The sequence below is a fragment of the Variovorax sp. genome (assembly GCF_035634955.1).
Classification (GTDB): domain Bacteria; phylum Pseudomonadota; class Gammaproteobacteria; order Burkholderiales; family Burkholderiaceae_C; genus Variovorax.
In genome coordinates, this window is sequence record NZ_DASQBZ010000015.1 from 25395 (window position 1) to 37857 (window position 12463).

The 12463-nt window shown below is 63.6% G+C and carries 15 protein-coding genes and 1 riboswitch; of the genes, 5 read left to right on the plus strand and 10 right to left on the minus strand.

The features are described 5' to 3' along the window. Nucleotides 1-16: 16 nt before the first annotated feature. From VES41_RS05095 to VES41_RS05105, 3 genes are read right to left on the minus strand one after another with little or no spacing between them, the layout of a single operon-like run. Nucleotides 17-298: an antibiotic biosynthesis monooxygenase family protein gene (locus tag VES41_RS05095; RefSeq protein WP_324813822.1), complete on the minus strand. Its 282-nt coding sequence runs from the start codon at nucleotides 296-298 to the stop codon at nucleotides 17-19. 50 nt (nucleotides 299-348) lie between these two features. Next, entirely contained in the window at nucleotides 349-1506 is a 1158-nt protein-coding gene (locus VES41_RS05100; protein WP_324813825.1) for a hypothetical protein, read from the minus strand. A 23-nt stretch (nucleotides 1507-1529) separates the two neighbouring features. Beyond that, nucleotides 1530-2519, minus strand: coding sequence for a tripartite tricarboxylate transporter substrate-binding protein (locus VES41_RS05105; RefSeq protein ID WP_324813826.1), 990 nt, complete (start codon nucleotides 2517-2519; stop codon nucleotides 1530-1532). Between the two features lie 87 nt (nucleotides 2520-2606). Between VES41_RS05105 and VES41_RS05110 the strand changes: the two genes are divergently transcribed. The 4 genes from VES41_RS05110 to VES41_RS05125 all read left to right on the plus strand — a co-directional run bounded on the left by VES41_RS05110 (nucleotide 2607) and on the right by VES41_RS05125 (nucleotide 5054). After that, complete coding sequence (locus VES41_RS05110; RefSeq protein WP_324813829.1) at nucleotides 2607-3074, plus strand: MarR family winged helix-turn-helix transcriptional regulator; 468 nt, start codon at nucleotides 2607-2609, stop codon at nucleotides 3072-3074. 59 nt (nucleotides 3075-3133) lie between these two features. After that, nucleotides 3134-3214, plus strand: a riboswitch (ZMP/ZTP riboswitch). Nucleotides 3215-3237: 23 nt separating this feature from the next. After that, entirely contained in the window at nucleotides 3238-4107 is an 870-nt protein-coding gene (locus VES41_RS05115) for a bifunctional 5,10-methylenetetrahydrofolate dehydrogenase/5,10-methenyltetrahydrofolate cyclohydrolase (protein WP_324813832.1), read from the plus strand. 5 nt (nucleotides 4108-4112) lie between these two features. After that, nucleotides 4113-4673, plus strand: coding sequence for a GNAT family N-acetyltransferase (locus VES41_RS05120; protein ID WP_324813835.1), 561 nt, complete (start codon nucleotides 4113-4115; stop codon nucleotides 4671-4673). A gap of 171 nt (nucleotides 4674-4844) precedes the next feature. Further along, nucleotides 4845-5054 (plus strand): DUF4287 domain-containing protein, encoded by a 210-nt coding sequence (locus tag VES41_RS05125; protein WP_324813837.1) that lies wholly within the window; start codon nucleotides 4845-4847, stop codon nucleotides 5052-5054. A 571-nt stretch (nucleotides 5055-5625) separates the two neighbouring features. Here the strand turns inward: VES41_RS05125 and VES41_RS05130 are convergent. Genes VES41_RS05130 through VES41_RS05140 form a run of 3 tightly spaced genes read right to left on the minus strand, consistent with a single transcriptional unit; the run spans nucleotide 5626 to nucleotide 7364 of the window. Further along, on the minus strand, nucleotides 5626-6474 hold the full coding sequence (locus VES41_RS05130) for an MBL fold metallo-hydrolase (protein ID WP_324813839.1): 849 nt from the start codon (nucleotides 6472-6474) through the stop codon (nucleotides 5626-5628). A gap of 10 nt (nucleotides 6475-6484) precedes the next feature. Next, a complete protein-coding gene (locus VES41_RS05135) occupies nucleotides 6485-6811 on the minus strand; it encodes a hypothetical protein (protein WP_324813841.1) in 327 nt (108 codons plus the stop codon). 7 nt (nucleotides 6812-6818) lie between these two features. Next, the gene (locus tag VES41_RS05140; protein ID WP_324813843.1) at nucleotides 6819-7364 is read right to left on the minus strand and encodes a sugar ABC transporter; all 546 of its coding nucleotides are present in this window, start codon (nucleotides 7362-7364) and stop codon (nucleotides 6819-6821) included. A gap of 161 nt (nucleotides 7365-7525) precedes the next feature. Here VES41_RS05140 and VES41_RS05145 point away from each other — a divergent pair, with 161 nt between their 5' ends. Then, on the plus strand, nucleotides 7526-8419 hold the full coding sequence (locus VES41_RS05145) for a LysR substrate-binding domain-containing protein (RefSeq protein ID WP_324813846.1): 894 nt from the start codon (nucleotides 7526-7528) through the stop codon (nucleotides 8417-8419). On the opposite strand, the gene VES41_RS05150 is transcribed toward VES41_RS05145, so the two are convergent. The 4 genes from VES41_RS05150 to VES41_RS05165 are packed head-to-tail and all read right to left on the minus strand — an operon-like array spanning nucleotide 8408 to nucleotide 12452. Then, entirely contained in the window at nucleotides 8408-8905 is a 498-nt protein-coding gene (locus tag VES41_RS05150; protein WP_324813848.1) for a (2Fe-2S)-binding protein, read from the minus strand. The two genes, VES41_RS05145 and VES41_RS05150, sit on opposite strands and share 12 nt — an antisense overlap. Further along, on the minus strand, nucleotides 8902-11130 hold the full coding sequence (locus VES41_RS05155) for a xanthine dehydrogenase family protein molybdopterin-binding subunit (RefSeq protein ID WP_324813849.1): 2229 nt from the start codon (nucleotides 11128-11130) through the stop codon (nucleotides 8902-8904). Before VES41_RS05155 ends, VES41_RS05150 begins: the two co-directional genes overlap by 4 nt. Continuing rightward, nucleotides 11127-11921 carry an FAD binding domain-containing protein gene (locus tag VES41_RS05160; protein ID WP_324813851.1) on the minus strand — a complete coding sequence of 265 codons (795 nt, stop codon included), beginning with the start codon at nucleotides 11919-11921 and terminating at the stop codon, nucleotides 11127-11129. The genes VES41_RS05155 and VES41_RS05160 overlap by 4 nt, the downstream gene beginning before the upstream one ends. A 12-nt stretch (nucleotides 11922-11933) precedes the next feature. Then, complete coding sequence (locus VES41_RS05165; protein ID WP_324813854.1) at nucleotides 11934-12452, minus strand: nucleoside deaminase; 519 nt, start codon at nucleotides 12450-12452, stop codon at nucleotides 11934-11936. Nucleotides 12453-12463 lie beyond the last annotated feature (11 nt).

The window sequence follows — 12463 nt, forward strand, 5'->3', positions numbered from 1 at the left end:
GGGAGTTGCCGAGGGCCTAAAGCTGAAAATGCCTGACCGACGGTTGTGGGCGAATGTGCGGATCGATGAGACGGCGCCATTGCGGATAAGCCGGTGACCCGCGGAAGCGAACCGTATGGTCCTCGAGGGTGTTCCACCAGATCATGAGCAGCGCGCGCCCCGGCTCTTCAAGGCACCGACCGGCCTGGTGCCCACAATAGCCCGGCGCGGCCCGCAGCAACTCCGCAGCCGCGCCAAGCGCCGTTTCGAATGCCGCTTCGCCAGGCTCGGACAGTTCGACCAGGACAACCTCAAGCACGCGCCCCGGGCCTGCGGACTGCGCCAGGGCATCCGCATCGGTTTGCGCTCTCACTCGATGACGCGCCCGGTCTTCAGGTAGTACAGCGCAAAGAGCAGATAGGCCGTTCCCCAGATCAACTCACTGCGGTTGGCGTACTTCTTGGGCTGATTGAAACACCCATTCAGCAGCACGCCGCGCGGATGCTTGTCGGAAGCCTTGTTGATTGGGGTCAGATGCTCCAGCAAGCCATCGAGCATGGGCGCAAGCCTGTCGGTGGCGGTACGAGCGGCAGGGTGAAGCGACGGCAGGACGGCCATGCGAGCCAACTGCTCGACCACGACGGCCGCCGCGGACGTGTCCAACGGCACCGACGCCCGATCCTGGCCGAGGGCCGGATCCTTGAAGTCCCAGGGCGGAACGCCCGATTCGCCCGTCTGGCCGATCCAGTAGTCCAGCAGGTGATTGCCGATTGCGAGGTATCGCTCGTCGCCAAGCGCTTCCCACGCACGCAGGTACCCCGCGACAGCCCAGGACTGCCCGCGCGACCAGCAGCTTTCGTCGTGAGCACCCAGCAAGGTGTAGTGGCGCAGCTTCTGTCCGGTTGCAACGTCGTAGTCGATGAACTCGATCGTTGATCCATCCGCCAACACGAAGTCTCGGGCGGTCAGGTCGAGGTGCCGTCTCGCTCCCTGAGCGAAGGCTTCGTCGCCGGTCTGCTTGTAGGCCCACCAATCGAGGATGAGGTTGGGGTGCACGTTGTCCACGCACACCTTGTCCCGACCGGAGAGCTGCGTTGAGCGAACCTGCACCTGCGTACCGATCGGCATGCCGCCGTTCGACGGGATGGCCATGGATCGCACCGCCCACGCGGCTGCCAGGGCGAGCGTGCGGTACTTCGATTCGCCCGTCCAGGCGAACTGGCGAGCGGCGGAGTAATAGAAGCGATGACCGCGAAACATGTCGTCACGTTCAAGATAGCGGCGCAGGCGTTCGGTGCGCTCGGCCGATTCGTCGAGCAGGCGCCGGTCGCCCGTCAGCTCGCCGACGATGCGCAGGCACTCCACCCAATGGCCGCCGCACCAGTCGCCGTCATCGGTGGTGTCCCACTCTCCGGTCGTCGGATCGCAGTGGTAGGGCCACGCCTGGCCGGCAGCATCGCGAATCTGCAGCACCCGCTCACACAACGAATCCAGTGCCGTTTGCCAGCGGGGTTCGAACTTGGACATTTCCATTCCTCCTTTTGGTTCAATTACTCGTCAAGCGTGAAACCAGTCGACATCACGACGGGCTTCCAGAATTCGCGGGCCGACCGAAGGCTGGCCGCAAACTCCGAAGGAGATGCCTGGGCCGGCACATAGCCCAGCTCCGCCAGGCGCTTGCGGACATCCGGCTTTTGCATGGCGTCCCTGACGCTTGCGTTGATACGGTTCACAAGCTCCGGCGACGTGCCCGCGGGCGCGAACAATCCGAACTGCTCGCTGGCGATCAGCCCCTTGTAGCCGAGTTCGACGAGCGTCGGCACATCCGGCATGAGCTCGGAACGCTTGGCCCCCGTCGTGGCAAGCACGCGGACCTTTCCCGACTCCCGATAAGGAAGGAATTCTCCGAGCACGTTCACGCACGCAGGGACATGGCCGCCGATCAAGTCTTGCATCGCCGGCGCGGACCCCTTGTAAGGAACGTGCTTCAACGGGATGCCCGCTGCCGTGGCAAGGGCTGCGCCAGCAAAATGCGGCGCTGCGCCCGCCGCGGGCACCGCATACAGCCCGTACACGTCCGGGTCCTTCTTCACCGCCGCGATGTATTGAGCCAAGGACTTGATCGGGCTGTCTCCCGGCACCGCAATCGCAAACTCATAAGAGACGACGGGCGCCACGGGCAGCAGATCCCCTTCAACCTTGTAGTCCAGCTTCGTGTAGACAAAGGGGTAGATGGTGAAAGGCGAGATCGACGTGAACAGCAACGTATGACCATCAGGCGCAGAGCGCTTGACGAGGTTCAGCGCGATGCGCAACGCAGCCCCCGGCCGGTTGTCCACGATGATGGTCCCCAGGGACGGACGAAGCTGCTCGGCAACCAGCCTCGCCGTGCTGTCCATCCCCCCGCCCGGCGGCACGGGAACGACCAACGTGACGGGCTTGCCGGACTGGCCGAAGCTCAGTCCGCATGCGCTGCCAGCCACTGTGGCCGCCAAGGCCCGCAGCGCGCCACGGCGCGAGATGATGGTCGATTCAGTCAAGGGTGGGCTCCTGATAAGATTTCAAATGAAAGTTTATTATTATTTTCATATGAAACTAGATCGGGTTTCTACCGAGGGGCGCTCAACATGAAGGACTCGTCCAAACGCCTGCAGATGGAGGACTACGTGCCCTATCAGCTGGCCCTCTTGTCCAGCCGCTTGAGTGCAGCGCTGGAAGAGGTCTGCAAGCGAGAGTTCGACATCGTCAGCACCGAGTGGCGGGTGATGGCGCTGGTTGGGCAGGTCGATTCGTGTTCTGCGAGCGAACTGGTCGAAGCCTCGACCATGGATGCCGTTGCGATCCACCGAGCCGTCAAGAGACTCGATGCGCTTGGCTATCTGTCCCGTTCAGCGGCGGAGCACGACCTGCGGGTGCGCCTGTTGAGCCTGACGGCCGAGGGACGCAAGGTCTACCGGACGATCGTGCCCTATGCGATCGAGCTGCAGCATCAGTTGCTGCAGGGGCTGGCGAAGGAGGACGCACTTCGCTTCAAGGTCACGCTGACCCAGCTCGCCCGGGAGAAGGTGGATTTCGACCTCGGTGCGCGCAAGTAGGTGGGTACGGTGCTGCCGCCGTGCCCGGGTTCAAGGGCTTTGGGGTCATCTATCATTCGCACTTCCTGCGCAACTGGCGATAAAGGTGAGTACCACCGTGGAGCGCAGGTGAATCACTGCCGCTCGCCTGGGCACCCAACCATTTTTCTGCAAGGAGGCGGAAATGAACGGTGCTACCAGGTCCGAATGCGTCGTGCTCGACGGCAAGACGCTCGCAGCGCGGCGAGAAGTCCAACTCACGAACGCGATTCGTGGGTTTGCGAATCGCCATCAGGGCCGCGTGCCCACGCTGGCCACCATCTTGGTCGGCGACGACCCTTCGTCGGCAGTCTATGTCCGCATGAAGGGCGACGCGTGCGGGCGCGTCGGAATGCATTCAAGAGCAATTGTCTTGCCTGCATCAACCAGTACGCAAGAGTTGCGTGGCGTCATCGACGCGCTCAACCAGGACCCCGATGTCTCCGGCATCTTGTTGCAGCATCCAGTGCCACAACACATCGATGAACGCGCCTGCTTCGATTGCATTCGAATCGACAAGGACGTCGATGGTGTCACGTCTCATGGGTTCGGCCGCATGGCGCTGGGACAAGAAGCATTCGGCTCGGCGACCCCCTCTGGAATCATGAGGCTCCTGTCTGAATACGGTATCGAAGTTGCCGGCCGCAGAGCCGTCGTGGTTGGCCGCAGCGACATCCTTGGCAAGCCATTGGCGTTGATGCTGTCCAACGCCGACGCCACGGTTACGCTGTGCCACTCTCGGACGCAGGATTTGGAGCAAGAAGTGCGACGCGCCCAGATTGTTGTTGCCGCATTGGGCAAGCCGCAGTTCATTCCCGCCGATTGGGTTGCCGACGGCGCCGTCGTTGTCGATGCGGGCTATCACCCAGGCGGCATCGGTGACATCGAACCTGGCAATCTTGTAGAGCGGTGTTCGGCCGTCACCCCGGTGCCTGGCGGCGTCGGGCCGATGACCATATCTGTTCTACTTGAACAAACGCTGCGCGCGGCCGAGTTGACTAGCGCATCGAGGTGATCACAATGACAATCGACATCATCACAGAGCGTCTGCATCTTCGGCAGTGGAAAGATGCCGACCGCGAGCCTTACGCCGCCTTGAACATGGACCCGGCGGTCATGCGGTTCTTCCCCGGCCTCGTACCCCGCGAAGGGAGCGACGACGACATCGCGAGGTGGAGCGCCCAACTCGATGACCGTGGTTGGAGCAACTGGGCTGTGGAGGCTCGCGAATCCGGGAAGTTCATCGGCTTCATCGGGCTGACCGTTCCCCGGCGTGCATTGCCTTTCATGCCGTGCGTGGAACTGGGCTATCGCTTGGCCCGGGAGCATTGGGGCAAAGGGTATGCCACCGAGGGGGCCAGGGCAGCGCTCGGAATCGGGTTCGACCGACTGCAACTCCAGGAGATAGTCTCGTTCACGGCGATCATCAATCTTCCTTCACGTGCGGTTATGGAGCGCGTTGGGATGACCAACGCCGATGCAGACTTCGACTACCCGAACCCGGCGTTGCCGAACGAGCTGAAAAGGCATTGCTTGTATCGCCTTGACCGCGAAAGGTGGCTTCGGCGTGGCAACGTCTGATGCGACACGCTTGCCGAGCGGTGACCGATTGTGGGCAGCCAAGTGGAGGACACCTCAAACCCGGTTGCCTTGTTCAGTCGAATCAGCTTGAACTGAGCATTGGGGCAAACTACAGTCGGCGAATCCAATTCACCCAAGCCAAGTGTGGCGCTTCACCGTGTCAGGAGTTCCATGGCAGAGACAACCAAGGTCAAAGGACCGGCTTCGTACTTTCCCTCCATCGAGAAGACCTACGGCAAGCCAATAGCGCATTGGATGGATGTTCTCCAGAGCGCAGGTCCGCTGAAGCACATGGAGCTCGTCAACTTCTTGAAGGTTGAACACCAGATTGGACACGGGCACGCGAACGCGCTGGTCGCGGTGTATCTCGCGAAGAAGTAGCAAGCGCCGAGCATCAAGAACTGGACCAGTCCTTCGCGATCGCAATCGTCCATATCTCGGAATCGACCGTGTAGTCATTCGCGCAGCCTCGAAGAATTCGGCGGCAAGAATGAAAGGCAAAGCGTGAGCATCGGAGTCCTGTTGTTCCTCAATCTCCTTTCGTCCCGTTTCTCTATGAGGCTGAAGTACTCATGTCTGACGGGCAGAGGGCTCCCCGGCTAGCTGAAGTGCTGAGGCTTCGAGCTGCCAGAGCTCACGCTGGACCAAGGGCTAGCTTGTGTTCATCCTCTGGTCGGGAAATCTCTCGTCTCGGCAGCGCCACACTTTGTTCGACAGCGGCTGTCCGATAACCCGCGCAACTTCTGGCCGCATTGAGAGGCTCTCATTCGCTGGTGACGGCGAGAGTCAATGGCGAGCCGGTGCCAATGTGGACATATGCGGGCACAGAGCACTGAAGGCAGCCAGCGGCCAAGGGCTGCCGTCCAGTTGCGCGGACGGTCCGACGTTCATGCGTCGGCTTGCCCCGCAAGCAGACATACAGTTGGAGACGATCACCTCTTGGCCATGCGCCTCATGACTCGGTCTCGTAAACCAGCCCGTAGCTCCCGCTCGTTCGCTTGATCCGCGCGAAGCCGAGTTCTCCCAAATGCATGCCGGCGATCAAGAGTCTCTCCGAGCTGACCCTGTCCAGAAGCAGTGATCGAGTGGTGGCCGCCATGGAAGCGTCTTGATCGAATGCAATCGACACGTCAGGCCGACTGATCTGGATGTGAGGAAAATGAACGATATCTCCCCAGACAAGCAAACCTTGAGCATGGGACTCGAGCAGGTATCCGGTGTGACCATCGGTGTGTCCGGGTAGCGGCATCGCGCTGATGCCGGGGAGCACCTCCGCGTCATCATCGAAAGCACGGAGCTTGTCGCGATAGGCGTCGAACACCTGGCGCGCGATCAGGAAGTTGCCTCGTGCTCGCGCGCTGGCACGACTCAGGTTGGCGTCATCCTGCCAAAACTTGAGCTCGCGCTCGTGGGCAACAAGCTCCGCATTCGGAAAGGCCGATTGCCCGGCTGCGTCCACCAGCCCTCCGACATGGTCGGGATGGGCGTGCGTCAGCAAGATGGTGTCGATCTCCGTTGGCTCCACACCGGCAAGCGACAAATTGGTTTTCAGGTAGCCGCCCCATTGCTTGATGCCCCCGGCGCCACCGTCGATGAGAATCGTGCGGCCCGCTCCGCGTACCACGTAGCAGTTGATATGCACAGCCGAAGGTTCCTTCTGCCCTGCATCGCTTTGGATTCTGGAGGCCTCGGACAGATCGATGTTCGAAAGGAAGTCAAGGCTGGCGTGGAGGTAGCCATCGCTGATGGCGGTGATCGTGAAATCTCCGGCTTGCTGACTTGGAAAGGTGACGATAGACACGATTCTTCTTCTAGTTCCGGGCGTGGATGTTCGACGCGGCATGACCAAAACAGCGGATGCGCGCCGTGAGACCCGTGTGTTGTGCGATGGCGTCGTCAAGGGCCTCCATGAACTCGTTCATGACTGAGGGCGTGCGAATCGTCTCGACGCGATATTGGACTTCCGCGAAGACGGGATGTCCGTGCCCATGCCGAACTTCGACAAAGTTGACATGAACGTTCTTGAGTGCCGCCTCAAGGACAGTGGTACAGAGATTGACGCAGTCGCGTGAAAGCTCGGTGAGCTTCTCATCAGACGGCATTTGCCCCGCGGGCAGATGGAAGGTGACATTGGGCATTGCGTACCTACTTTTCCTCTTCGGTCGAAACCGTGTTCGCGGTTGTCAGTTGTTGCGTCATGGGTGCGTAGAGGTGGACGCCTTCAGGAATGTTCTCGCCAAGTCGAGCGTGTCGCCGAGGCAGTTTTGCAAGCCAGCGGCGTTCGGGAAACCTGTCTAGCGCAACTGCTCGCATGGGCAATGGCGTGACGCCCATCCGGATCAGCGCTTCAGGGCCGCAGCCGCAGAGTGCGAGGAGTTCGTCTGCGTGCACCGCCGGCGGGAGGCCGATATCGCTGTAGAGGTTTCGGTGCCAGTCGATGATGTGGCGCTGCCATCTTGAGAAGTTGCCGCCGCCTTTCTGGCGGTATTCCTCACCCGTGAGCACATCGAGACCGTCGATCGTGTGGACGGCCAGGTAGACCGGGCAACCATCGCTCAACGCCTTGAACCGCTGCGACGTGCGAAAGCCAGTCACAGAGATGAGGGCGGGCAGTTTCTCAAGGCTGTAGAAGTCATTCCATTCTGCTTCGCTGCGAGGATCGGCGAAGCTGCATTCAACGGTGTAGATCAAGGCTCATCCTTCCTGGGCTGGTGTGCTTGTTGCAGCAAACGGTTCGCGTTCATTGCAAAAACGTAATGATGGGGCGCGAATTACGGTACGTAAAACCATATAAACTCACGCTTCAGTGACGTTTGCTCAAGCTGGCGTCGAACGTCCACCGGCGACCCTCCATGCGACGCAAGATTCCAAGCAACTCCGCGCTCTTGGCCTTTGAGGCCGCGGCTCGACACGGCAGCTTCGCCCGCGCGGCCGAGGAGCTATCGCTGACCGAGGGTGCTGTCAGTCGACAGATCGCTCGACTGGAGGCGTTCCTCGGTGTCACGCTGTTCGGGCGCGCGGGCAATCGGGTGCGGCTCGCACCCAGCGGCATGCGATACGCGGTGCAGGTCCGCGAGATGCTGGATCGGCTGGAACGGGACAGCCTCTATCTGATGGGGCAGCCTATCGCGGGCGCGAGCATCGACATCGCCGCCATTCCGACCTTTGCCACCCGTTGGCTGATCCCTCGGCTGAAGCGCTTTCAGGACAAGCATCCGAACATCACCGTGCATATCGCCGAACGCATGGATCCCTTCATATTGGCCGGTAGCGGCTTCGACGCGGCAATCCATTTTGAGCATCCCGCATGGGCAGGCATGCGCCTGCATCGACTGCTGGAAGAGGTGCTTGTGCCCGTCTGCAGTCCGGTGCTCCTCGCAGGGGCCGGAGCGAACATATCGCTCGATGAGCTGCCACGCCTTCACAGGCGACAGAATCCGGACGCGTGGCAGCTCTACGCACAAGAGACAGGCATCGTGCTGACCAATTCGGCGGTTGGCGCCCGTTACGACCTTCATTCCATGCTGATAGCGGCGGCCGTGGCTGGCTTGGGTGTTGCGTTGGTGCCGCGTCTGTACGTCGGGGCAGAGCTTGAACAAGGCCATCTGGTCGCGCCTTGGCCGGACAGCAAGGCGATTACCAAGAACTTCTGCCTCGTGCTTCCTGAGCCGGTCGGGTTGAGTGAAGAGCCACTACAGGCATTTGCGAAATGGATTCTTCACGAAGCGCAAGGCTTAACGCCTTGAGGCGCTTCGACCTACTGTCGCTTCCTGCGCGACGCCAAACAGCACGTCGATCGTTCGCTTCAAGCCCCCGTACCCCGTGCAGCGACATAGATTTCCGCAGGCGAGCGATGCCGCCTCTCGCGCGTCCGGGCGCGGTTCGCGCAAGTGCAGGTGAGTGAGCGTCATGACCATGCCTGCACTGCAGTAGCCGCATTGGACGGCGCCACACCGGGACAGCGCGTCGCGTACAGGTTCACTGGACGGCGCCGCCGCCAGCGCCTCGATTGTGGTGACACGCCTGCCTTCGAGTTGCCATGCCATCACCAGGCAAGCATTGACGGGCTCGTCGTCGAGCCAGACCATGCAGGCGCCGCACCGCCCGATTTCGCAGCCGGGTTTGGCGCCGGTCAGTGCGAACTCCTCGCGAAGAAGGTCGAGCAAGCGCCGCCCGGGTGTGCAACTGCAGGCGACGGCGTTGCCGTTGAGTACAAAGGACAGGTCCATCATTCTGCGAACTCCAGCACGTCGAGCACGTGATCCGGCGTGACCGGCAATTGCCGGACGGGCGTGCCGAGCGCCGCGCCGATCGCATTGGCAATGGCCGGGGCAGCGATGTTCACGCCAATCTCGCCCGCACCTCGCGGGCCGATCATGTCGCCTTCGGGCAGGTCTTCGATGGGCAGGATCTCCATGTCGGGCGCATCGGCCAGGGTGGGAATCAGATAGCCGTCCAGGTTGCGCGCCAGGTATCGACCGCCTTGCATCGCCAGCGATTCGGTGGTGACCATGCCCTGCCCGATCACGGCGCCGCCTTCCATCTGCCCAAGAAAGCCCATGGGCGAGACGACGGGTCCGACCGCCGCGGCGATGACCACGCGCTCGACCCGCACGGCGCCGGTCCACGTATCGAGCGAGACTTGCGAAAGCGCGGCGCACGCTCCGAAGACGTAGTGCGCGGATTCGACCTCGCTGGGCGTTTCCTCGCCATGCAGTTCGATCAACAGCTCGGGCAGGTTGCCGTCGAGCAGGCTCGCCAGCTCTGTGTAGCCGATCTTCAGTTCGTCGGCAACCCACAGGCCGCCCGGTCCGGTGCGCAGCGATCGGGCGTCAAGCCCGAGCGCCTTGGCGCCCGCCGCGCAAAGCAGGCTGCGCCAGCGTTGGCCATCGGTTGCCAGCGCTTGCCAGACCAGCGTGGTTGCACGTGATGCAGCCACCGGTCCGGCGTCCGGCGCGAGGGCAGAGTCTCCGATCACTGCCCGGATGTCGCGAGCGTCGCAGCCGAGCCAGCGGACGCCAAGGGCCCGGATGCTGCCCACCAGGTTCTGGCCCAGTTCGGTGAAACCTGTGCGGACCTCGAGCGCACCGTCCTGCGCCAGTGCCAGTACGAGGCGCGTGCCGTTCGGCCCGCCGCGGCCAAAGCCGTCGCTGCGATGCACCAGCGCCAACCCGACTCCGCGCCGCCAGCGTCCATCGGTCCAACTTCTCTTGCCTTGCCAGAGCGGATGTCGGGCAACGGCGTCCAGCGCCAGGCGCGGCCCATTGAAGGGCGCCACCACCTGTCCCAGGGGACCGGGTCCGTCGAAGGCCTCGAGGTTCATGCGGCGGAACTCGGCGCCGTCCATGTCCACGGCCCGTGCAAGCTGGTCGATCTGCTGCTCCAGCGCGAACTGGACCTGGACCGCGCCAAAGCCGCGAAAAGCGCCGGCGATGCCGTTGTTGGTGTAGGCCAGCCGGCCTTCGATGGCGACCGCGTCGTAGCGATAGGGCCCCACCGCATGCTCTTGCGCGGCGTCCAGAACCTCGGGCCCGTGCGTGGCATAGGCGCCGGTGTCGGCGAGTATGTTCACTTCGTGCAGCCGAAGGCGCCCTTGCGCGTCGCATCCGGTGCGCATGTGAATGCGCATGGCGTGGCGCTTCACGCCCAGGTCGACCGATTGCGGGCGTTCAAGGTGCAGGCGCACCGCGCGGCCTGCTTTCCAGGCGAGCAGCGCCGCAATCGGCTGCACCGTGAGCTCGTCCTTGCCGCCATAGGAGCCACCGACCGGCGTGCCCACGACCCTGACCCGCTCGGGCGGCAGCGCCAGCATCGCCGCGATGAACTGCCGATCCCGCTCGGGGTTGTGGCAGCCGAAATGCACCACCCAGCCGCCCCGCCCGTCGGGCTCGACCACGCCGCCTTCGGTCTCGAGGTAGGCATGCATCTGGCGCGGTGTCTCGTACACGGCCTCGACGACGTGCGCGCAACCCGCGCGTGCCGCCTCGGCATCACCGCGCCGGTGCTCGGTGCGATGCAGCAGGTTGCCGCATTCGTGCAACGGTGTGCAGTCGAGCGCCAGGGCGTATTCGGCATCGTCAACCAACGGCAGCTTGGCGTAGTCGACGCGAATCAGCGCCAGGGCCTGCTCGGCCAGCGAGCGTGTTTCCGCCGCGACCGCGGCGACCGGATCGCCGATGCAGCGCACACGCCGGCTGCACAGAACAGGCCGGTCGACCACGCGCAGGCCGTAGCGCGACGCTCCGGGAATGTCGGCATGCGTGACCACCGCATGGACGCCGGGCAGCGCACGCGCGGCGCTGGTGTCGATGGACACGATCTCCGCATGCGGATGTGGACTGCCGAGGATGGCGCCGTGCAACTGGCCTTCGCGTACGCGGTCGCTTGGATAGCCCGGATTGCCGCCAAGCTTGGCTTGCGCATCGGGTCGGACCTGCAAGGCGGGGATGTTCTTCATTCGCGCATCTCCAGCCAGCCGGCGATCAATGCACTGGCGATGCGCGCAAGCGCGGTGTCGCCATCGAGGTCGCGAGCGCATGCGATACGCAGCGCGCTGCGGTCGATGGCTCTTGCACCGCCCGACGCCAGCAGCTTCTCGGCTTGCAGCATGCGGCGCGCGCGAAGACCGGCACCGGACGCGGCGACGCGCAGCGCATGCAGTGCGCCATCGGGGGCGGCGTCCGCGCAAAGGGCGAGTGCCAGGCGGGTCGGAGAGAAGGCGGCGCGACGGCCGACCTTCTCGTAGCAGGCAATGGTCGACGTGTGCCCGACGTCCATTCTCAGCCCGGCCACCAAAGGCAATGCCCCAGCTTGCGCTGCAAGCAGCGCGTCGAGCGGAACGCAGCGGCCGTCGGCAAGCTCCGCCTCGGCCTGCATCGCGAGCAGCACGGCGAGCGTGTCGCCCTGGCCCCAGCCCACATTGCCGCCGAGCGTGGCCAGGTGCCGGACCGACAGCGCCGCAATCTGCTCGCAGGCCGCGGTCAGCAGCGGCGCGTGCCGCGCAACGAGCGGATCGCGCCGCAGGGGCTCCAGCCGAACGGCTGCGCCGACGCGCAGGCAAGTACCGGTCAGCGAGATGCCTTGCGAGCCGGCGAGACGCGAAACGTCGATAAGCGTCAGATCGGGCGTCGTGCCGCCCCAACCCAGTTGCAGCACGGTGCCACCGCCGACGAATGCGCCGCGCGCGCCAAGCTGCCCGGCGCGTTGCTCGGCCACCTGCCCATCGACCGGGTGCTCGATGTCGAGCATCGATGAAGGCCTTCAGCGATGCGCCCAGAAGGCGCGCTGCATCTCGATGGTTTCCTGCGCGATCTCCTGGACCGGCCCGATCAGCTCGACCGGCTTCTGGCAGTGGTCGAAGACATAGCGCGACGGCACGCTCATGGTGGGGTTCTCGGCATGGTCGCCGGTCTCGGCGAGCAACTGGGCCTCGGTCATGCCGAACACCACGCGGCCGATGTTGGCCCAGTAGGCGGTGCCGGCGCACATGCAGCAAGGCTCAACCGCCGTGTAGAGCGTGCAGCTCCAGAGGAACTCGGGCGTGAAGTTGGTCGCCGCCACACGCGCCAGAGTGGATTCGGCATGGTTGACCGTGTCGATGTTGCATTGTTCGAGCAGCACGGTTTCGTTGTCGGGGCCGACCAGCACGGCGCCGAAGGGATGGTGGCCCAGGCCGATCGCGCGCTGCGCGACCTCGTTGGAGCGGCGCAGGTGGCGCAGCATCTGCTCGTGCGTGGGTGTCGGGTTGCGGGCGGCGAAAGATGCGTTTTCGTGGGACATGGTTCTGTTCT